The sequence below is a fragment of the Actinoplanes sp. ATCC 53533 genome, assembly GCF_003947245.1.
Map to the genome: position 1 here is coordinate 1 of NZ_QHHV01000001.1, position 20,307 is coordinate 20,307.

The 20,307-nt window shown below is 70.1% G+C and carries 23 protein-coding genes; 4 read left to right on the forward strand and 19 right to left on the reverse strand.

The window, feature by feature from the left end:
• Nucleotides 1–528, forward strand: a 528-nt coding sequence (locus tag DMB66_RS00005) for a hypothetical protein (RefSeq protein ID WP_233624178.1), incomplete at its 5' end; no start/stop codon positions are given.
• Nucleotides 529–1,105: 577 nt separating this feature from the next.
• Here DMB66_RS00005 and DMB66_RS00010 read toward each other — a convergent pair.
• The 4 genes from DMB66_RS00010 to DMB66_RS00020 are packed head-to-tail and all read right to left on the reverse strand — an operon-like array spanning nucleotide 1,106 to nucleotide 3,594.
• On the reverse strand, nucleotides 1,106–1,744 hold the full coding sequence (locus tag DMB66_RS00010; protein WP_125801889.1) for a hypothetical protein: 639 nt from the start codon (nucleotides 1,742–1,744) through the stop codon (nucleotides 1,106–1,108).
• A 3-nt stretch (nucleotides 1,745–1,747) separates the two neighbouring features.
• Entirely contained in the window at nucleotides 1,748–2,320 is a 573-nt protein-coding gene (locus tag DMB66_RS00015; RefSeq protein ID WP_125801890.1) for a MarR family winged helix-turn-helix transcriptional regulator, read from the reverse strand.
• The gene (locus DMB66_RS60925) at nucleotides 2,317–2,478 is read right to left on the reverse strand and encodes a hypothetical protein (protein WP_158647092.1); all 162 of its coding nucleotides are present in this window, start codon (nucleotides 2,476–2,478) and stop codon (nucleotides 2,317–2,319) included. Before DMB66_RS60925 ends, DMB66_RS00015 begins: the two co-directional genes overlap by 4 nt.
• 15 nt (nucleotides 2,479–2,493) lie before the next feature.
• Nucleotides 2,494–3,594, reverse strand: coding sequence for an alpha/beta hydrolase (locus tag DMB66_RS00020; protein WP_125801891.1), 1,101 nt, complete (start codon nucleotides 3,592–3,594; stop codon nucleotides 2,494–2,496).
• A gap of 181 nt (nucleotides 3,595–3,775) precedes the next feature.
• Between DMB66_RS00020 and DMB66_RS00025 the strand changes: the two genes are divergently transcribed.
• Entirely contained in the window at nucleotides 3,776–3,982 is a 207-nt protein-coding gene (locus tag DMB66_RS00025) for a hypothetical protein (RefSeq protein ID WP_125801892.1), read from the forward strand.
• A gap of 59 nt (nucleotides 3,983–4,041) precedes the next feature.
• On the opposite strand, the gene DMB66_RS00030 is transcribed toward DMB66_RS00025, so the two are convergent.
• From DMB66_RS00030 to DMB66_RS00090, 14 genes are all read right to left on the reverse strand, one after another.
• Nucleotides 4,042–4,407: a hypothetical protein gene (locus tag DMB66_RS00030; protein WP_125801893.1), complete on the reverse strand. Its 366-nt coding sequence runs from the start codon at nucleotides 4,405–4,407 to the stop codon at nucleotides 4,042–4,044.
• A gap of 157 nt (nucleotides 4,408–4,564) precedes the next feature.
• A complete protein-coding gene (locus DMB66_RS00035; RefSeq protein WP_125801894.1) occupies nucleotides 4,565–5,653 on the reverse strand; it encodes a M23 family metallopeptidase in 1,089 nt (362 codons plus the stop codon).
• The gene (locus DMB66_RS00040; protein ID WP_125801895.1) at nucleotides 5,650–6,114 is read right to left on the reverse strand and encodes a hypothetical protein; all 465 of its coding nucleotides are present in this window, start codon (nucleotides 6,112–6,114) and stop codon (nucleotides 5,650–5,652) included. Before DMB66_RS00040 ends, DMB66_RS00035 begins: the two co-directional genes overlap by 4 nt.
• Entirely contained in the window at nucleotides 6,111–6,350 is a 240-nt protein-coding gene (locus tag DMB66_RS00045; RefSeq protein WP_125801896.1) for a hypothetical protein, read from the reverse strand. The genes DMB66_RS00040 and DMB66_RS00045 overlap by 4 nt, the downstream gene beginning before the upstream one ends.
• Nucleotides 6,350–6,667 carry a hypothetical protein gene (locus DMB66_RS00050; protein WP_125801897.1) on the reverse strand — a complete coding sequence of 106 codons (318 nt, stop codon included), beginning with the start codon at nucleotides 6,665–6,667 and terminating at the stop codon, nucleotides 6,350–6,352. The genes DMB66_RS00045 and DMB66_RS00050 overlap by 1 nt, the downstream gene beginning before the upstream one ends.
• A complete protein-coding gene (locus tag DMB66_RS00055; protein WP_125801898.1) occupies nucleotides 6,664–7,329 on the reverse strand; it encodes a hypothetical protein in 666 nt (221 codons plus the stop codon). Before DMB66_RS00055 ends, DMB66_RS00050 begins: the two co-directional genes overlap by 4 nt.
• Nucleotides 7,329–9,182: a type IV secretory system conjugative DNA transfer family protein gene (locus DMB66_RS00060; RefSeq protein WP_125801899.1), complete on the reverse strand. Its 1,854-nt coding sequence runs from the start codon at nucleotides 9,180–9,182 to the stop codon at nucleotides 7,329–7,331. The genes DMB66_RS00055 and DMB66_RS00060 overlap by 1 nt, the downstream gene beginning before the upstream one ends.
• On the reverse strand, nucleotides 9,182–10,753 hold the full coding sequence (locus DMB66_RS00065) for a hypothetical protein (protein ID WP_233624179.1): 1,572 nt from the start codon (nucleotides 10,751–10,753) through the stop codon (nucleotides 9,182–9,184). The genes DMB66_RS00060 and DMB66_RS00065 overlap by 1 nt, the downstream gene beginning before the upstream one ends.
• A complete protein-coding gene (locus DMB66_RS00070; protein ID WP_125801900.1) occupies nucleotides 10,750–12,252 on the reverse strand; it encodes an SCO6880 family protein in 1,503 nt (500 codons plus the stop codon). Before DMB66_RS00070 ends, DMB66_RS00065 begins: the two co-directional genes overlap by 4 nt.
• 50 nt (nucleotides 12,253–12,302) lie before the next feature.
• Complete coding sequence (locus DMB66_RS00075) at nucleotides 12,303–14,348, reverse strand: hypothetical protein (protein WP_125801901.1); 2,046 nt, start codon at nucleotides 14,346–14,348, stop codon at nucleotides 12,303–12,305.
• A gap of 68 nt (nucleotides 14,349–14,416) precedes the next feature.
• Nucleotides 14,417–14,767, reverse strand: a complete 351-nt coding sequence (locus DMB66_RS00080) for a hypothetical protein (RefSeq protein ID WP_125801902.1) — start codon at nucleotides 14,765–14,767, stop codon at nucleotides 14,417–14,419.
• Nucleotides 14,764–15,741, reverse strand: coding sequence for a hypothetical protein (locus tag DMB66_RS00085; RefSeq protein ID WP_125801903.1), 978 nt, complete (start codon nucleotides 15,739–15,741; stop codon nucleotides 14,764–14,766). Before DMB66_RS00085 ends, DMB66_RS00080 begins: the two co-directional genes overlap by 4 nt.
• Nucleotides 15,742–16,265: 524 nt before the next feature.
• Complete coding sequence (locus DMB66_RS63350; RefSeq protein WP_148112712.1) at nucleotides 16,266–16,571, reverse strand: hypothetical protein; 306 nt, start codon at nucleotides 16,569–16,571, stop codon at nucleotides 16,266–16,268.
• A 133-nt stretch (nucleotides 16,572–16,704) separates the two neighbouring features.
• Nucleotides 16,705–18,003 carry a cytochrome P450 gene (locus tag DMB66_RS00090; protein ID WP_158647094.1) on the reverse strand — a complete coding sequence of 433 codons (1,299 nt, stop codon included), beginning with the start codon at nucleotides 18,001–18,003 and terminating at the stop codon, nucleotides 16,705–16,707.
• A 557-nt stretch (nucleotides 18,004–18,560) separates the two neighbouring features.
• On the opposite strand from DMB66_RS00090, the gene DMB66_RS00095 reads away from it, so the two are divergent.
• Together DMB66_RS00095 and DMB66_RS00100 are read left to right on the forward strand one after the other, a co-directional pair.
• Nucleotides 18,561–18,767: a hypothetical protein gene (locus DMB66_RS00095; protein ID WP_125801905.1), complete on the forward strand. Its 207-nt coding sequence runs from the start codon at nucleotides 18,561–18,563 to the stop codon at nucleotides 18,765–18,767.
• A gap of 456 nt (nucleotides 18,768–19,223) precedes the next feature.
• Entirely contained in the window at nucleotides 19,224–19,877 is a 654-nt protein-coding gene (locus tag DMB66_RS00100) for a hypothetical protein (RefSeq protein WP_125801906.1), read from the forward strand.
• Between the two features lie 144 nt (nucleotides 19,878–20,021).
• On the opposite strand, the gene DMB66_RS63355 is transcribed toward DMB66_RS00100, so the two are convergent.
• The coding region (locus tag DMB66_RS63355; protein ID WP_233624180.1) for a hypothetical protein at nucleotides 20,022–20,307 on the reverse strand (286 nt) is incomplete at its 5' end.

Consider the following 20,307-nt stretch of genomic DNA (forward strand, 5'->3'; position numbering starts at 1 on the left):
GCGTACGGGCCCTTCATCGATCTTGCGGCTCTGACGATGAGCGAGCCGTTGGTGCCGGGCGCGATGGTGCGCTTCGTTCGGAGCCTGGCAGTGATCCAGACGGTCACGGCTGTACCCGTGGTGATTCCCGACGTCGCGGGCTTGACCGGCGATGAACGCAGCAACATCGCCCGCGTGGCGTCGCTGGTCGGCGGCCGTCAGCTTGTCGGCACCTGGCGACCCTTCAAAATCGCCGAGGTCGGCGGTGCCGGGTTCGATGCGGCCGGACGCTATGAACTCCTGGTCGTCGAGCCGCTGGCCGTGTCGTTGGGATCCGCGCAGCTTCTTCTGGGTGCGCAGGCGGCAAGACTGCTCTCGGTAAGGATCGAACAGTTTGAAGATGGCAGCGCGCAGTTGACTCCGGGTGAAAACGCCATCGCCCACTTTAAGTATCTGCCGGAAATTCCTGACGGTTCCGCCGGCGGGCAGATGGTCTACTCCCGGCGGATCGACGACGAGCAGGTGGATGATCAAACCACTGCAGGTTGAGTGAACGGCTGTCGAGGAGGGGCCTGTTCACAGGGACGACGGCGCGTGCTGGCAAGACCGTCATCGTCATCATCGAGGACACCCACTACCCGCGTCCTGCACGGCCAAGAATAGATCGCTGCCAAAGCCCGGGGGCGGACGCCGCCGACGTCGCCGAGGTGATGCGCGAGTGCAGACACGACCGGGTCGACGTCCTGATCGTCGCCGCCGAGCCGCGCTCGGCCAGACCACACCGCCGACCTGCCAATACGGTCAGGGAGTCCGGTGACCCGGTCGTGGTCGACATCGCCGGCACCATACCCAGCGGCGACCGCTCCGACTGCACCCATGCCTACTGGTCGATCAGGATCGGGATCTGGCTGGTGTCAAGGTGCTCGGCGAGTGCGTCGAGGCGGCCCCGGAACAGATCACCAGCCTGGCGCGTCTGTCCTGGCCTTGTGGAGATTCGAGCTGCACGCGGCAAACGCCGCCCTCCTGACTCGAAGGGCGGCGTTGATGTGTCGGGCCGTCCAGACGACGACAGCGGCGAACGGTTCGCGGACGAAAAGACGGTCAGACGCGCGAGGCCTAGATCCGGCTACCGGCGCGGCAACGTCGTCAGCATCCGCTGGATAGCTTCCGTCATCAGCGAGATGAACGTGCTGTCAGGACGCGGGTTGCCGGAGATCGACTTGGCTCTCATGGTGACCGAGAGGTTCCCGTCGAGGACGGCCACGTGCGGACCGGTCTGCGGGTCGACGTAGGAGTAGGCGCTTTCGCCCAGGACGGGTATGTCAGTGGTCGGATCATCGTTTTGGATGGCGGCCCGGATCCCGGTGAACATGTCGGAGAGGCTGCCGGTGCTGACGACCTCGAACTCCACGCCGACGAGGGTGCGATCCGTCAACGGCCCGTACGTCGGGCTGCACCAGGACTGCACGAGTTGAAGGGCCGTGGACGTCTTGGGCGGCACGACGTCGTTGCCGCGGGCCCCGAGCGTGCTGGACAGCAGCTGATGATCGACGACAGCGCAGGGGTCGCGGACCGGCTGGTAGACCGGGGGTGCCGAGCTCGTCGACGGGCGTACTGGCGGGCTGGCCTCTCGCGCTGAGGGAGCCGAGGCGTCGGGTCGTGCGGGCTCCGCGGGCGCCTGGTCGCAGCCGGCGAGCACGGCGGCACAGGCGAGCGCGGCGGCCAGCAAGCGTCGAGCCTTGCGCGGGCGACGGGTGTCGTTCATGGGTCACCTTTCGTCATTTTCGGACTGGGCGTTAGCCGGCCCGGACGCGGCGGTGGGCAGGAAGAGGTCACGTAGCAGCACTCGGAAGGCGTTGTCGACCGTGCTGCGGCCGGTGGCGATGTAGCGCTCGTAGGCGTCGCTGAGCTGCGGTCGGAGGTCGTGGACGAGGCGCTGGCCGCGTGCTGTCGGATACAGCCGGACGAGGCGTTGGTCGCCGGTTTCCCGGGTGCGGTGGATCAGGTCGCGCTCGACGAGGGTGTTCGAGATTTTCGTGACGAGCGATTTCGACACTGCGGCGCTGGCGGCGACCTGCCGGGTGGCGATTCCGGGCTGGCCGACGATGAGTTGCAGGATGTCCCAGCTGGTCCAGGTCAGGTGCGCGTCGTAGAGCACGTGGGTGTCGAGGTGATGGCGGACCATGTTCGCGGCCCGGCACAGCAGGGTCAGGGCGCCGAGGTTGAGTGTCGGTGGTTCGCCGGCGTCCGGTTCGTGTCCGGTCGCTGGGGAGGGCGCCGGGGTGTCGTTGGCCGGTTGGTCGCGGTCGGCGTGGTTGGTGTCGGGTCCGTCGACGGTCATGGCTGGGACTCCTGGGGCTTCGCGCGGTGCGGATGCCGGTGGTGATCGCCGTGTGCGGGATACCGGCGTGCGGTCGGATTGATCTGGCAGACACCGGCCGCGTCGGTGGCGTCGCGGCGGTGGTTGCGGTGGCGGTGGGCGGATCGGGTGGTGTTCATCGGGTCTCCAGGGCTTCAGGCCGGGCAGGTGGTGACGCGGGGGTCGCGGCTGGTGTGGCCGGTGATCCACCGGTTGGCGATCGAGGCGGCGGCTGCAGAGGTGCGGTGCAGGGTGATGGAGTGCCCGGTCCGCGGGATCGACGCCATGGACAGGGGGAGGTCCGCGGCGTAGGCGGGCCGTTCGCGGTGGCAGAGCTGGGTGCCGGTGGTGCAGGGCAGGTCCGCGGTGCACAGCAGCGCGTCGGAGGCGCCGACGATCGTCAGCACGGGTACGCGTATCTGGCGGCTGTAGCGGGTTTCGGTTTCCGGTGTGAATGTCAGCTCGCCGGTGGTGCCGGTGCTCTTGGTGGCCTCGTCCCAGCCGGCCGCGTCAGCGGTGGCGGTGTCCGGGTCGAGGAACAACGCCGCTCGGCTGCCGGGCTGGGTGGTCAGGTAGCCGTCCGGCATCCCGGCGTGCGGGAACTTCGGGTCGTCGGCGGCGGGGTGCAAGGCGGCGGCGAACGCGGTCATCTGATCGGGCGGGAGCTGGTGCAGCATGCCGGTCAGGACCAGGGCGTCGACGTCGCGGTGGGAGGCGGCCTCGGCCATCCACACGATGGAGCCGTAGGAGTGCCCGACCCCGACGACCCTGCGGTAACGGCCGAGAGTCCCATCGCGCAGCGCGGTCACGATCTGGTGGGTGACGTGGGCTTCGGAGTCGGCGGTGACCTGTTCGGCGGGCGGCCGGGCGCTGGCGCCGACCCCGATCCGGTCGATCATGTAGACGGCTTGGCCCGAGCCCAGTGCTGCCGCGACCCAGTCGGTGCTGGGCGCGGAGGTGGTCCAGTAGGTGTGGGAGTAGGTGAACCCGGACAGCAGCAGTTGCACGGTGCTGGTCGGGTGCGGGGGTGTGCAGAGCCAGCCCGCGATCCGGTAGCGCGGGGCGCCCGCGTCGGTGGTGAGCGTCGCCGTCGTGTCGTGGCGGACGCAGGCCGGGGACGCGGTGTCCGGCATCGCCTCGGCAGGAGCAGCGGCGGCGAGCAACGCAGTGGTCGCGGCGACGGCCAGGTGTCGCCGGATGCGCGGACGCGTGTTGAGTGGGCGGGGGGCGAGGGTGGTTGAAGGGTGAGTGTGCATGATCGGGTTCTCCCTGTCTTGTGTATCGGGCGGATGGGCACCGAAGCCGTAGGCCGGACAACGCCGGCTGCCCGGCCGGGTCAGGGTTGATCGGTCGCGCCGTCAGGCCGGCGTCCGGTGGCGGCAGGTTGTGCGATCACCGGCGGTCGGGGCTGTCGCGGACGGCCGTTCGGCAGGTGGAATGGCGGTCATGGTGAGCGCATCGGGTCAGGACTGGGTGGTTCGCGACGACATGCTGGATGCGGTGCCGATCGACTTCCGGTCCCTGCTTGTGCGAGCGCGAGGGCGACGTGCCGATCTGTCTGAACGCGACGGCAGTGGCGATTTGGTGATCGGTGCGCAATCCGTCAAGGACCTGCGGCCCGCGGGACATTGGTGCGATCAGTAGCACTGCCTGTCCTTTCTCTTTCTGAGCGTTTCGGTGTTGCTTGCGGCACCGGCCGCATGTCAGAAGATGAGCGGTTGCTCCATGGCCAATGCGGTGAAGCGGGCCGCGTCGTGGGGATAGCCCAGCCGGGTGAGTTCGTGGGCTACCCAGAGGGCTCGGGGTTGGCGGCGTTGTGACGGCGGTGGCGTGCCGTGGATATTGGTGGCGATGCCGTCGAGGTCGGTGACGGTGTCGCGGGTCTTGCCCGAGGGGTCGAAGTTGAACAGCCGTCCCAAGTCGTAGGCCGTGAGCTGTTGGGTGTACGGGTTCGGATCACGTCGGGCGTCGACGTGTTCATTGACGACGGCGCATACGGCCGCGAGTGCCGCTGCTTGCAGCTGGACGACAATGGGACTCACTGCCGGTAGTTCTCGATCGGTGGACATTGCGCAGCTCCTTGTATCGGTTGATGGGGCGGGTATAGCCTTTTCGTTTGTCGGTACGAGTCCGTCAGCGCGCTTTCCTGCGGACCGTCGCCGGGTTCGCGGAACCCCGCCACGTGCACCGCCGGATCGGTGAGAAACCGCCGGATACGATGGGGACCTACCGATCAGGGCCGAGGGGTGCTCCGGCGATATCACGCATGTACGGGACGGGGTCGGTGCTGTTCTGCGGGCTGAGATCGCATTTGCCGTTGTGACAGACGTCCAGATGGACCTCGAAATGCAAATGGGGACCGGACGAATGTCCCGAGGTGCCGACCAGGCCGAGCGGTTGTCCGGCGGTTACCGTGTCGCCTTCGGCGACCTCCGGGCGCCGGACCATGTGGCAGTAGCGGGTGGCGACGTCTCCGGCGTGCAGCACCTCAACAAACCAGCCGCATCCCTTGGTCTTGGAGCTGCCGTCGACGTTGCAGTTGCCGGTGCCGGGGTCGCAGTCTGACCAGATCACCCGCCCGGCCGCCGCGGCGTGGATGACGGTGTTGCGTGCGGCCATCAGATCGACGCCGGCGTGCAGGCGGCCGTCGCGCTGCCCGTACTTGCTGCCGACCTTGGCGGCGACCGGATTCACCCACCCGCTGGCGGAGACCGCTGCCACGCTGTCGCATCTGGCGAGCGAGGCACCCGGCAGGTCGGTGATCGTGGCGGCGCCGGCGACGGCCACGACGACCTTTTCGGCGTCGTTCTCGAATTCCGCGTATCTGTCGGGGAAGGCTGAGCGCTGTACTTTTTGAGCGGCCTGGGTGAGTGGCATCGTCTGCCAGCCTTTGACCTTGGCGAGGGCGGCGTAGAACTTCGTTGAGGTGTAGACCGGATCGACCAGCTGGGCCGGGGTTCCCCAGCCCGCACTGGGTCGCTGCTGGAACAGCCCGACCGAGTCGTGGTCGGTGACCTTGCTGGTGTTGATCAGCCGGGATTCGGTCATCGCCGTGGCCACCGCGATCACCCAGCCACGGGTGGGGACCTGCCGCTGTTGGCCGACGGCGACGATGATCGCCGCGTTGTCGGTCTGCGTGCTCTTCCATTTGCCGACCGGCCCGGGATGCTCACGCAGCACGACCTGGCCGCTGCTACCGACAGATGGTGCGCACGCGCTCGCCGGGCTGGTGTCGGCGATGACCGTGAGCAGCGGCAGCCCACAGACCGCGACGATCGCGGTGCCGGCGACGGCGAGCCAGGTCCCCGGCTTCATCGGATGCTGACCTCGGCCACGGTGGCGACCAGCCATCGGCCGTCGACGCGGGTGAGGGTGACCCGCACGGTGCCTGCGTCGGTCGGCACGTCGGTGACCAGCACGGTGGAGGTCGACGACCGTGCGGCGGGCGCACCGGTGACCAGGTGGGCCGGTACGTTCGCCGGGTCGGTCGCGGCGAGCAGCTGCGCGTAGGCCGGGGTGACCAGATCGCGGAGGGCGGCGTACCACGTCGGCTGGGCGAGACCGGGCCGCGCCCACGCGTGGACGAACCTCAGCGCGGCGTCGGTCGCGGCGGCCGGCGCCGGGGTCGGGATCGGCGGGTTCGGGCCGTCCTCGGTATCCGCGCTGGCCGACGGTGCGGGCGGCCAGCTGACCGCGCCCGGGTCCGGCCGGGGCCGGGGTGCGCAGCCGGCGGCGACCAGGGCGATGGTGGCCAGGGCGACGGTGAGCCGCGTCACTGGGGTTCCTGGTCGGGTTCGGGCCAGCCGCCGAGAGCGTGGTTGGCGACCGCGGCCATGCCGCGGATCTGGGTGTGCAGGTCGCTGAGCGCGGCGCGGCGGCCGGCCTGCCGCTTGCGGGTTGCGGCTCGCTCGAGCGCCTCGGACAGGGTTTGCTGCCGGGCGCGCAGGTCGAGCAGGGTGTGTTCGTACGGGTGGTCGGTGGGCGGCGTGGACGTGCGGGGGCTGGTGGTCATCAGTCCTCCAGTCCGGGCTCGTCGTACACGTCGGGGTCGTAGCCGCCGTCGAGTTCGCCGTCGGTCTCGTAGTCCAGGCGGCGCTGACGCTCGACGTCCTCTTCGGCCTGCACGTCGGGGTCGGTGTCCGGGTCGATGTTCTGGTCGGGCACGGGTTCCTCCTTCTCGTCTCGCTTCTCGTCTCGTTTCTTGTCGTCGTCATCGCCGGGGTCGGTGATGCGCTGGTAGAGGTCGTCGATCTGCTCGTAGACCTCGTGCACGTTGATGCGCAGCAGCTCCCAGTCGGCGCGGGAGGTGATCTCGGCGGGCTGGGTCATGCCGGCGCCTCCTGCCCGGCCGTCGGCCCGGCGGCCGGTGGGTCGCGCTCGGCCGCGGTGGTCCGGGCGTCGGGTCCGGGGTCGGGCAGGGGCCGGTCGGCGAGGTCGGCTGCGGCGGCCTGTTCGGCGGCGGTGCGCCAGGTGTCGGGCCAGGCCAGGTCGAGGCGCCGCAGGGTGTGCGTGCCGTTGCGGCAGCGGGTGTAGTCGTCCCAGTCCCGCAACCGGATCCGGCAGCGTGCCAACCGTTCGTGCCAGAGCAGCGGCGTGTCCGCGGGGGCCGATTCGTCGTAGGCGTCGTGCCAGGCGGCGGCGAGCGCCGCCAGTTCCTCGATCAGCGGTGGATGCAGGGGCCAGCAGGCCGGGATTTCCTCGGCGAGTTGGTATCGCTCGACCATCCAGTCGGTCCAGTCGATCAGCCATGCCCACACCTGCGCCGCCTGCTCGCGGTCGAGGTCGGGCCAGCGCAGCGGCCACGGCACGCTCGGCGGTGCTTTGCGTGACCGGGCGCCCGGGCGGGCGGTGACCTGGTCACGCAGGTCGAGATGCTGCTGGTGCAGTTCGTCGACGGCCTCGGCGAGTTGTTGCAGGCCCCGGCCCAGTTCGGCGACGGCGGCCAGGTCCGGTGGTGCGTCCTCAGGCAGGACGAAGGAGTGGTTGTCCATCACGGCGCCTGTTGCAGGCGGCGGCGGAACGCGTCACGGCCGGCGGTCAGTTCGCCGGCGTCCGGGCGTTCCCACCAGGACGGCACGGACAGTTCGATCGGTGGTAGCGCCCCGACCAGCGCGAGGGCTCGGCCTTCGGGCAGGGTCCGCAGGTCGGCGATGTCGAGCAGGGGTTCGCGGCGCACGCTCTCGGACACCGAGGCGCGGCCGCCGCCCCACGAGTTGCTTGAGCTGACGTCGGTGACCTGGCCGGTGAGGGTTTGCACGTCACGCAGGGCGTTGGCGTCGCTGGAGCCGCCGATGTACAACCGCGCGTTGGCCGAGTCCGCGATCGCGCGGCCGCCCTTGTCGCCCCAGCGTTCCAGCAATTGGTGCAGGTTCTGCGCGAACACCGACACGGCGACCCCTGAGCCACCGCCCTCGTTCATCAGCGACGGGAGTGAAGGCAAGGGCGCTATGTTGGCGATTTCGTCGCCGATGAAGTAGAGGCAGGGCTCGATCCGGCCGCCCGGCGCGGTCAGGGCCAGCCGCTTGGCTTGGTAGAGGATGTCCTCCGACACGGCGGCCAGCAAAGGGGCGATCAGCGCCTGCGCGTCGCGGGTGCCGACCAGATACAAGGTGCCGGATTCGGTCAGCCAGTCGACCGGCCGGAATTGGGTGCCCCGTGGCGGCGAGCAGGCCGCCAGTACGCGCGGGTCGTTGAAGGCATCCAGGGCGCCCGAGACAACGGATTGGATGGTGTCACGGGCCCGGCCTGTGGTCTCCCGGTGCCGGGCGAGGCGATCGGCCCAGCTGGTCACGCCGTGGTGACGCAGGATCTTCTCCGGCCGGCTGTTCGCCGGATTCTGGCTCCAGGCCAGGACATCGACCATCGTGGCGTGCTCGTCCAGCGCCGCCGCGTGCAGCAGCCCGCGCAGGATCGTCGAGGCTTGATCGCGGAACCATTTTCCGTTTTCGACGCTCTCGTCGCCGATGCCGGAGCCTGCGGCGAAACCCGTCGCCCGCAGCATCGCGACGATCTGATCGTCGGCGCCTTCAATGGGCGACCAGCGCAGCCGCGGTACCCCCGGGATCTCGCCCTGCGGTTCGAAAATCCACGTCGGGCCGATCTGCGAGCGCCGCTCGTAGGTCACCTCGGCGACGTCCAACCGGGTCGAGGTCGAGATGACCGCCCCCCGCGCGTCGGCCACCTGCGGGATCACGTACCGGGTCGTCTTGTTTCCGAACCTCGGCACGGCCGCCGCGAGCAGGGTGTATTCGTTCGCGAGATACAGCGGTCGCCGGCTGGTCGCCTCGACGCCGAGGAACCTGCCCGCTTCGAGCGGATCCTGGCGGCGGACGGTTTTGAGCGCCCGGGTGAGGTCGTTGTCGCCCTCCCGGACGGTCAGACCGGGCCGGACCACATCGACCCGGGCGCGGACCGCGTCCGCGCTGAGCAGCGCATCGATCTGGGCGCGGCTGGCGAATCCCCGGCGCCGGATCCTCGCCCGGCCCACCCGCAGCAGCGGCGTGGTGAACCCGATGACCGAGCCGGCGAACAGCAACGCCCACAGCGGCAGCATCCACCGCACGGCGATGTCCGCACGGGCGGGCGCCGGCCAGGCCTGGACCGGATGGTCGTGGTGCCCGACGATCCCGAACGCGATTGCTGGCGCGTCGGCAGGGCTCGAGGCCGGCCAGCCATGACCGGTGATCAGCCCGGACAGCTGCCCGGCCAGCCACAAAGATCCGATCGCGAACACGGCCAGGACCGCGAAGATGGCCAGGAAGGCCAGCCGGACCATGATGTCGGCGCGGGTGAACCCCTGCCGCGGCAGGTGATGCCCGGGAGACGACAACGGCGGCCGGGCCATCACGCCACCTGCCCCACCGCGAGAGCCTCCAGGCGGCTCTCGTAGTCCTGCGCGCTCAACGCCACCGGATCGTCGTCGGGCTCCATCCGGCTGTCGGTATGCACCATCGCCGTCTCGACGCGGGAGAGCTGGTGTTTGACGACGAACGAGCGAACCCCGATCTTCCACAGGCCGACGCCCTGGTGCAGGTAGCGCAACAGATCGGACTCGACGTCCGAGGTGCCCAAGAATTCGCGGGCCTGCTCGACGCTGCCGGTGGCCTGCCGGTAGGAAACCCGCACCCCGGAGTCCTCAATCAACCCGCGGGCGATCCTGACCTGCTCCGAATCAGCAGCCCCGCTGGCCGCGAGGTCGCTGAACCTGTGGAATGCCAACACGTTCGCGATACCCAGCGCGCGAGCCAACTTCAACTGCTCACGCATCCGCCGAATCAGCGGCAGGTGGCGGGCGATCAGCGCGAACTCGTCGTAGAAGCACACCCGTGGCGGAGCGTCGGGATGCGACAGCTCAGCCTCCAGCCAGGATTGGGCGCAGGTCATCGCCATCGCGGTCATCTGGTCCGACGCGCGGATCGTGCGCAGGTCCAGGATCGCCCCCGGCTGCTCGAAATCCAGGCGGGCACTCGACGAGGCCGGCCCGTCGAAGACGCCACCCAACGCCCCGGAAATCAGCCGTTCCAGGGCGAGGCGGACCCGACGCGAGTCGGCGACGAAGGTCTCGACCGGATAGGAGACGTGGCCCAGGCGGTCCTGCCACAGGTTCGGCTCGCCCATGGCGGCGAGCACGGTGGACAGCGTCGGGGTCGCCAGCCGGGTCGGGCTGGCGTCGCGGGCGCGGGTGACCGCGTCGACGGCGTATTCGACCAGGGACCGCTCGGCTTCGGTCAACGAACCGCCGAGCTGAATCTCCAGGAGCCCTTCGAGCAGCAGCAGCCGCCGCGAGCGCTGCAGTTGCAGCCACTCGATTTCGCTCTGCTGCGGGCCACGCCGGATCCCCGCCAGGGGATTCATGATCACTCCGAGGCCGGGGCCGACCTGCACCGGCGTGATCCCGGCCAACTGTGCAAGCAGGTCGTATTCGCCCTTCAGATCGGTGACATAGAACCGGGTGCCGAATGGAATCCCGCGAAACGCCAACGTTTTCAACAGCGACGACTTCGCGGTGCCGATCTCCCCGGTCACGACGAGATTCGGTGCGGTGACCGCGCCCGCCCGGTACAGCTCGTGCAGGGAGAAGGTGAACGCCGACCGCGAGTAGACCTCGGTGCCGACCAACGGTCCGTCGACCGGCAGGCCGGGATCGGAGACCAGCGGATACACCGCGCACAGCTGCGCGGTCGTGGTCACTAACGGGGGTAGCCGCAACCGCCACGACACCCGCCCGGCGGCCCGGCCGTAGCCGCCGCGGGCGGTGGCCGGCGGCTGGCCCAGATACTTCTCGTGCAGGCGGCGCAAAGCACGCTGCTCCCGCTCGAGCACAGCCTGGGCGCGGGCGGCGTCGCGGGCCGCCGCGCGCTGCTGGATGTGGTCGGCCAGGGAGCCTTCGCGGCGCAGTCGCTGCGGCCGGCTCATGCCGACCACCCGCGCATCGGCCGCAACCCGCGCGCCAACGGCAACGCACCGGCCAGGAAACCTTGATCCTGCTCACCGGCCAGAGACACCGATTCGCAGCCGGCCCGGGACAGCAGCCGTTTGACCGCGCGCACGTCACGGTCCAGAGCTTTCACATCCTTCGCGGTGACCGTGACCAGCAACGCGTACCGGTGCCGGACGTGACCGCGAGCCTGTTCCCGGTCGATCTGCTCCACCGCGCGGGCCTCGTCGTCTTCCCGGGCGGTGCGGACCAGCCGCAGCTTGCGTTGGGTCACCTCGTCGCCGGCGCGGGCGACCTTGTCGCGGCGCGACGCGAACTGGGCCAGGGCTGCGGGCACGGGCTGGGCGACCAGGGTGACGGTGCGACGGCAGGTGGTGCGGGTGTAGAGCGGGGTCAGCCAGGTCCCGGCCACTGCTTGGCGGGGCATCTGCGCCACCCACAACGTCCTGGAGTAGGCGGAGTCGTGCTGGTAGGTGTTCCAGCCGAGGGTCCGGGCCGCGACCGGGCCGGCCAGCCGAGGCTCCACCCCGGGCTGGACCCCGGCGCCACGGACGCCCGACCGCAGGTCGACAGCCTCTTGATCGTCGGGGTCGAACTGGGTGCGGATCAGCGCCGCGTAGGCGCGCGGAGACAGCCATCCGCCGGTGCTCACACCGGCCTCGGTGACGGCCGCCTCGATCCCGCCCAGCCGGTCCAGCACCACGGCGGCGATCGCCGCGTCGGTGCCACCGGCGTCGCTGATCTCCCCCGAAAGCTTCGCGACGTCGAACACCACCGCGAGGAGGGTTTCGTGGCGCTGCGCCGCCGGGGCGGCCGCCGCGGTCAGCTCGGCGAGGGACTGGTACGCCACGGTGCTGGTGTCGACGGCTTTGTTGATCAGATACCGCTGTGCCCGGTTGCCGGTGTCGGGCACCGTGCGGCTCATCAGCGACCAGCGCACCAGGCCGGCGTCGGCGTACTCGGAGCCGAGGATCTGCAGGACCAGCGACCAGTCGGTGAGCCGGCGGTCTTGCACGTCACGGTCGGCGAGGATGAAGTTCGCGCCGTAGCAGACCAGGGCGGCGGTGACGGTCCGCTCACGGCGGTGGTGCAGCAGCCCGACCTGGGTGGTGCCGTCCGCGGCGGTGGCCGCCAGCCACCGGTATCCGGCGGCCGGGCCGGGCAGGTCGAGATGATCGGGGTTGGCGCCGAACGGGCCGCCACGGTACTGGTGTTGCCGGCTCCACGATTGCAGCAGCGCCCCGGCGATGATCGGCGCCCATTCGGTGATCCGGCGGCCTTTCAGGCGCAGCAGCCCGAGCGTGACCAGCAGCCCGCAAGCCGCGAACGCGGCCACGCCGCTCCCGCGGTGTCCGGCCGCGAGCAGGTTCAACCCGATGACCGCCGCGATGATCCCCGCCACGACCAGGAAGATCTGCGACCAGGTGAACCCGAGGACGGCTCCTCTGCTGGAGCGCGGCGGGAACAAGAACTGCATCGAGGACTCCTCATGTCTTCGTGGATGGGCGCTGGTCGTCTGCGCCGAGCTCAGAGCGGCACGATCGGGACATCAGCCACCGCCGATGCACCGCTGGCCGGCGCGCTACCGCCGGAGTCGGCGGCCTGGCCGGGCCGTCCGCCGTCCGAGGGTGAAGTGCCGGATTCGCCGCCTGCTGCCGGTGCGCCGTCGGCTCCCCCGGCGCTGCCGGGCGTCGACGCGCCGGACATCGGGTCGCCTGCTGGGCTCGGGATCGGGTCGCCGGCCGGGCCGGCGGACTGTTCGCCAGGCCCCGGAATCAGCGGTGCGCTGCCGCCGGCACCGGTGGTGTCGCCTGGGGCGGTCAGCTGCCCGGCGGCGACGTCGTGCTGGGCGCTGCGCAGCCCTTGCTCGACCCCGTCGGCGTCGTCAGCGTTCGGCTGCCCGGCGCCGGAGTCCTGCTGGCCGTCGGGCTGCCCGGCGCCGGCCGCGCCGCTCGGGTCGCCGACCTTGCCGCCGTCGGCGCCGGTCGCGGCGTCGCCCGCCGCCTGGGTGTCCGGGCCGTCGCCGCCGGCAGCGTCGGAGAGACCGGCGCCCGGGGAGGTGGGCATCTCGGCGCTGTTGGCGGACATCACCGATGCCGCGTTCGACCCCGGCCCATCACCATCGGCGCCGCCGCCCGAGCTCCCACCACCCGAACCGCCGCCTGAACCGCCGCCCGAGGCACCGGCACTGAGGCCGGACGCGACGTCGGCGCCGAAGCCCAGCGGGTCGGCCTGGGCGATCAGGCCGTGGGCGTTGACGTCGCTCAGGTAGCCGTCCCACATCGACGTCAGCCGCAGCATGATGTAGGGGGCGAACACCATCAGCCAGATCAGCAGCACCGCCTTGAGCCCGGTCCAGAGATCTGACTCGTACGCCGAGCGGCTGCCGTAGACCCACAGCGCCGCGATCGCGAACTTTGAACTGGCCAGCGCGTTGACGGTCCAGAACCAGCGTCGGCCCCAGTGCCGGGTCTCCGACATCGCCTGCCCGGCCATCGCCCAGGCACCGAACAGCGCCGCCCCGGTGGCCAGGACCCCGCGGAACAACATCATGATGAACAGCGGCAGCAGACCCAGCAGGGCGATGATCGACAGGACGAAGGCGATGAACACCGTCGCGGCATCCCCGGCCAGGGCGGTGAACGCGTCGCTCCACTCCCGGCCGCTGAACGGCGTGCTGGCGTTGTGTTCCAGCAGCGCCACGGTCGCCTGGTCCCAGGCTGCGACGATGGTGTATGCGACCCCGCCCGCGAACGTCACGCCGAAGATCGCGCGGACCAGCCCGCCGAGCGTTGACAGCGGGCCCGGGCCGGCGTTGACGCGTAGCCCGTTGATGATCGTCGACACCACGAACAGCACGAAGATCAGCAGGATCATGACGCCGGCGACGCTGTTGTAGGTGGAGTAGAACGCCGCGTCGGGTGCGGCGATCGCCGTGCTGGTGAAGACGAACGCGGCGAGTTTGGACAGCAGCACAACCACGGCCTGCACGCACAGATCGATCAGGCCTTCGATCCCCGAGCGGATCCCGGAACTGATCGCCTGTTGTGCGCTTTTCGACGCCTGGCAGGACACGTCGATGGCGCCGCAGGCCGTCGTCGGGTGCGGGTCATAGGACTGCGCGGCCCACTTCGCCGCGTTCGCCGTGCACTCACTGCTCTTGTAGGACCACTGCGACGGCTGCCCGACAGGGTCATTGCCGGCCAGCAGCGCGCAGTTGACCAACGCCGCCAAGCCGTTGGTGCTCGGGCCGTCCGTCAGCACCGACGCCGTTCCGGCAACGGGCGTGTCGTCGAGGGTCACCGACGCCGACGAGCAGGCCCGCCGGTCCGCGGCATCGACCGCTTTCGAGCAGTCGGTGACCCAGTGCGACCGTGCCCCGGACGGCGGCGTGGCGACGTGGATCGCCCAGCTCATGCACCAGGCCACCTGGCCGGGTGCCTTCGCCGCGCAGGCCGCGCCGGCCGCCGGCCCTGAGGGGGTCGGCGTCGGGGCGGGCGCGGCTACCGCCCGGCCCGCACCAGCGAGCAGGACCACGACGACGGCCAGGAGGACGGCGCGCCCACCGGCCATCCAGCGTGCGGATGCCGGTCGCCCTGCGGTGCGCGGGCGGCAGGATGGCAGCCGTTGTGGCGAGGCGGTCACTGGACCAGCAGCCAGGAGATGATGCTGGTCGCCGATCCGACGATGACCGCGACCAGGCCGCTCTTCCACATCATCGACTTCCCGCGATCGCTGATGATGTGGGCCCCGAAGATGGGGCCGGTGCCGAACGCGATCGCGCCCGCGATCAGGCCGCAGAGCGCGGCCACGATCCCGAGGAACAGCGCGGCGTTGGCGAGCTGGTAGAACAGATCGGCCTTCGGCCCGACAGCTCCCGGGTCCGGGCGCACCTTGCTCCAGTCGAACCCGCTCGGTTTCGGGGTGGGGTCGCCAGGCGCTTGGTGCACGGTGCTGGCCTGCGCGGCCACCCACGCGGTCAGCGGACTCATGACGCCGCCGCCGCGGTCGCAGCACCCGTCGACGGCAGACAGAGCTGCAGGACATCGGCCGCCAGGCCGAGCAGCGCACGGCGGGTGGAGCGGGCAAGCAGGCGAGCATCGACCGGGGCGGCTGTCGCGAGCGTCCGGTCGTACGGGATCGTGTGGACCGCGGCGGCCACGGTGCCGGCTTGACGCAGCGCGGCCTTCACCTCACCGGGTACTCGCGGCGAGGTCGCCACCACCACCAGCAGCGGCGCGGCCGGGCCTTGCGGGGTCGCAACGTTGCGTTGGAAGGCCATCAGCCGCAAGGTGTGCGCGATGCTGTCCGGCGTCGCGCGGGCTACCAGCAACGCAGCCGAGGCGCCCGCCAGGGCCTCCCAGGTTCCGCGGGCTTCGGCCATCATCAGGTCCAGCAGCACCAGCGGATACAGCTGCCGCAGAGCTGCGGCGACGGTCATCAGTTGGTGGTGGGCAGGCGGATGACGGTAGGCCGTTGCCTCGACCTCGCCGGCCAGAGCGAGCAGGCCGCTGGGACCTGTGCGGGTCCACCGCTCAACCTCGGTGCGGCTGTGCAGCTGCGGCAGTTCCCGCACGGCGTCCCAGACACTTCCCGAGCCGGCACCGACCCGTTCCCCCAGACCTCCCCAGGGTCGCGGGTTCGCGTCGAGGGCGATGACCGGGCCTGGAACAGCCAACGCCAGCAGACTGCCGAAGACGGCGACCACGGTGGAGCGTCCGACACCGCCGTCGGCCGAGGACACCGCGAGCACGCTGCCGCGTTGCGCTGCGGCGGCCGCGCGCCACACCCGTTCAGCGAGCGCGGCCGGCCCGAACTCGTGCGGCACCGGCCGCAAGGCGCCCGCGTCAGGTGCCGGCGGCAGGTAGGGCCCGGTCGGCGGCAGTGAGGACTGGACATGATGCGCCGGCAGGTTGAGCGCAGGTTGAGCGGCGCCGGTAGGTACGGATGCGGCGTTCAGCGGCATGTCTGCCCCGCAAAAGTGGTCGATGTGACCGGCGCGTCCGCAGCGGCCACACCCCAGCGGGCGCAGGTCTGCCGGTGCCAGCCCCGGCTGCGGCTGCGGCCGGATGATCGGCGACGCACACCGGTGTCCACCGCCGGGAAACTCCGCCGCGGCGCCGCTGATGCGAGCGCTCTTGCGGAGAAGGAATCGACCAATGGTGAACGATTCCTGGATTCTTTCCGGTCATGGTTGCGCGGCATGCGATGGTGTTCGATCACCATTCGACAGTGCCGGGAACGGGAAAGTCCGTGCAGATGACGGGGGATGACGAGGGGTGCCGGGCGCAGCCGGTTGACACACCTTTCGGCGGTCACATCCCGACGGGCAAAAGGCGTTCACGAGTAAATTGTTGGTGCGCCGAGAAGTATTCACCGATGGTCGATTCATGCCGCCGGCACGGCACAGCGCCGCATGGCAGGCATGGCGGGCGCAAGGAAGCTGCCAGCGCATACGGCGGTGCCGAGCAAGCTGGCAGGTCTCAGAGATTAGCGCGGCTCGTTCGATTCCGAAGATGGACCGGGGCGCTGCACTCCGGCGATAAGCGCCCATATTTCGACGAGCGAAAATGCGACGATGGAGAGGAACGACAGGACGACGGCGCACCAGATCAGAAATGAAGCAAGACCGGCCAGCAGCGTCACCGCTGTGGAAGTGTCACCGTCCGCGGAACCAACTCTGGGCAGAATGTAAGCCATGGCTGCCCCCGCGACACCGGTGAGGCAGAACTGGATGACGGCGCGTATGGCCAGCCGTCGCGAGTCTCGGTACAGCCAGTACGGGACGGGTCTCATCGCCGGCGCCTCAACCGGCGGCCGGTAGCGGCGAGAACCGGGGCGAGCACACGGCAGAATCGCCCCGCGGACGGCAGGCCGGTGGTTGCGGCGCGGTGCCGTCCGCGTCGGCGGCCGAACGGCCACGGCACCCTCATGACTGCCCGACGAGTGGGAGCTGACCGTGCGCGACCGGGCAGCGGGCCGGGCCGAGGGTCGCGGGCAGGGAGGTGTGCTGGCGCATGCTCGCGCTGGTCCGGTACCGGTGCGCGAACCCGTCCGCCCGGGTCAGATTGGGCAGGCGGCGTGCCAGGATGCTCAGCGCGGTACTCAGGTACAGGCGGGCCAGGGCGGCGCCGAGACAGGCATGCGGTCCGGCGCCGAAGCTGAGGTGCTGGCCGAGCCGGGCCCGGCCCGGCTGGAATGTGCCGGGCTGCTCGAAGACGCCCGGATCGTGATTGGCGGCACCGATCAGGACCAGGCAGCGCGACCCGGCCGGGATGAGGATGCCGTCGAGGTCGACGTCGGTGGTGGTGACGCGCAGCACGGCGTCGATGGCAGGGCTGTGGCGCAGGGTTTCCTCGGTGTGGATGCTCGCGTAGTGCCCGTCGGCGGCCAGTCGTGCCCATCGGATGCGGTCGCTCAGCGCGTACTCCAGGGCGTGGGTGAGTGCGGCCGCCGTGCTTTCCCAGCCGGCGATGAGCAGGGTGAGCACGAGCGCCGAGGTTTCGGGCAGGGTCAGTCGGTTGTCGTCGCCGTTGCGGTAGCGCACCAGGTCGCCGATGAGCCCAGTCGGTTGCCCGTCCTGGTGGGTGCCGGCGCGCAGGACGACGATGTCACGGCAGAAGTCCCACAGGGCGAGCAGGCCGTTGGCGGCGCTGATCTGCTCGTCGTCGTCGAGGCGGCCCCAGAACAGTGCGGCGAAGTTGTCGGCCCACGCGGCGATGCGGGCCATGTCGTCGGCGGGGATGCCGAGGATATCGAGCAGCACCGACAGCGGGAGCCGGGAGGCGAACAACTCGACCAGGTCGACGTCGGGCCACGGCGTCGCGGCGAGGTGGTGGGCGAGGTGGTCGGCGAAGTGTTCCGCGTGGCGCCGCACCAGATCGGCCCACCGCTGCTCGGTGCGCAATGACGTGGTGGCCAGGACGGCTGCCAGCGCGGCCCGGGTACGGGTGTGCGTGGGTGCGTCGGCGTTGAGGGTGACCGGGGGCATGTCTAGCCGGGCCAGGATCGCCGCCGCGTCGGCGTGCGGATCCTGCATGGGGGTCAGCGTGGTGGCGCTGGAGAAGCGGCGCGGGTCGGCCAGCACGGTGCGGGCGAGTTCGTGCCCGGCGATCAGCCACATGTCGAGTTCGTCGTCGTAGGCGACACGTTCGCCGCTGTCCAGCAGGTGCCGCCAGACGGTGGCCGGGTCGGTGCTGTAGGACTGGCCGAAGGGGTCAAGGCGCATAAGGGGTTCTCCTGTGCAGGCCATGGATATGGCGAGGTGGGATGGACCGGTCGCTGTGGCCCGTCGCGACAGCTAGCAGGCGTCGCGCTAGACCGGACCAGCGACAGGATCAAGGCCGGGTGCGTAGCAGTGGCCGCTCTAGCGGGCCGTCGGCAGGACGTATGGCTCGGCGAGTCGGTAGCCGTAGAAAGTCGAACAGCTCCAGTTCGGCGTCAGTGCTCGCCTCGACGGCAGCCAGCACGCCTACGACATCGAGCAGCCCGCCGCCCCAAGACGTGCTTGACGAAGATCGTGTACCGGGCGTGCAGCAGTCTGGGCTGCCCTCGCCGGTGGGACAGCCCATTGCGCCGCGGGCTGGCCCTTTGTGTGCAACCGCGTGCACGGCAGCGACGGTGTCGAGGTCCTCGGTGATGGAAGAGATGACGGCGGCGGGCCGTCGGACACGGTCATGGGGGTCCTCCCCGAAGACGGGGTCAAGGCCGGGACTTAGCGCTCCCGGTGTGCCGGCCCGCGTGTCGCCAGACGGCGCGGGCCGGCACTTTCCCCCCGGAGTGAGCATGCGGCGATCAGTCGTCGCCGGTGGCGGCGCGCTGTTCTGCGGCTGCTCCGTGGTACTCGTCGACGCCGCCGGCGTTGCCGCCGGCTTCGTGGTCGGCGTGTACGTCAGGGCAGCTGTGACCGCGGTGCAGGGAGACGCGATGCCGATGGTGGTGGCACGAGCAGCAGCCAGGCCAGCAGACTCCTGCCGCTCAGGCCTGCAATGACACGGGGTGCTCCCATAGGACAGTCCTCTCCCTCTCCCGAGGTCCCAAGCCGTGAAGATCCGCTAAACGTGATCAGCATCAGCGCGTTCCGGAGACGAGCCGGCCGGCCTCGGCCAGTCGACACGCCACCATGAGGCGGCGGCGCAGAATCCGACGGCGGACCTCCACCGGCACGGCCAAGACCAGGGCAGAGCGCGACGGCGCCGACGCTGTCGTTTCTGACCCCGATAGGCTGTGACCCGTGGGGTCGAGGGCGATGCTCCGGTGTGCTCTGATCACGACTTCGACCCTCGTGGATCGCCCGGCGGATCTGTATATGACGGGGGATGACGGGGGATGACGGCATCACATTTCTTGACGCGGCGGCGAGCTACCCGCTAAACAACTTGTGCACAGCTTGGACCGGCGTCGAAATCAAACGGACCTACAGGCGCACAGGAACCGGGGGTCAGCTGTATGGCTGTCGCGACGGCGGCGGTACTCGAGGACGGCATGGGCGCACGCCTGCCACGACCGGTCCGAGGCGCGTTGATCGACGTAGCGGTGGCCTGCAATGACACGGTCGTTGCGCTGAACGCCGCCGATGTCGAGTTGCTGCGGGCGCTTGCCGCACGTGCCGCGCTGCATAGCGGCCCGGCACCGTCGCCCTGGCGGCCACAGTGCGTCGACGATCTGGTCAAATGTGCCGACGCACAGCGCGACCGCCTGGCCTCCGTGCTCGCCCGCATCGCCGCCCCGTACGCCGTTTACGTCTCGCGGGTCGCCTCTGACGTCGTGGCGGGCCGCTCACCATCAGTTCCCGACGTGGCCCTGGTGCGACCCTCAGAGCTGATCGCCGACGCCGACCGGCTCCTACCGGCCGTCACGTTCCGCGAAGTCCACGAGGCGCTCGCCGATCAGAACGCCGAGGTTGCTGCCGCCCGGATAGCGTTGTTCGCCATCATCGAGGACGAGCGCCGCGCGAGGTCGGCGATCCGCTACGACGATCCGGCATCGGCCGCGCACTACGGCATGGACATCGAGGGCGAGATGATCGAGTTCCCCGAGGCGCTGCTGACGTACGCCTCCACGTTGGCGTGGGCGGTAGGCGTGTTCACCTGCGCTGAATAGCTCCTCGCACGCTGAGCCCCGCCTCGATCGAACCAGACTCGAAGGCGAGCGCGGCTCGAAAGCTGGGGCCCTGCTCGATTCAGTGTTGCCGGGCTCCGCCCAGCCGGCAGCACCGTCGGCGACTGACTGCGCCGGCACTTTCGCTCACCAGATGACGTCTGGATCCACGCTCAGCCCGAGATCGGCGACCTCCACCTCCAGAGCGTCGGCGAGCAGCCGACGGTTGCGCTCGTCGGCCACCCGGTCGTCGTTCTCCCACCTGCTGAGCATCGTCACCAGAGATTCCGCGCCGGCCGTTCGCCCGCGATGATTCCTGCCGACAAGGACCATCCGACGTGCGAGCTGCTGATGCGACCAGTCCCGCGCCTTGCGGATCCGCCGTAGCCGCCGACTGAACGGCAACTGCGCCCAGCCGGGCGACGCACGAAGT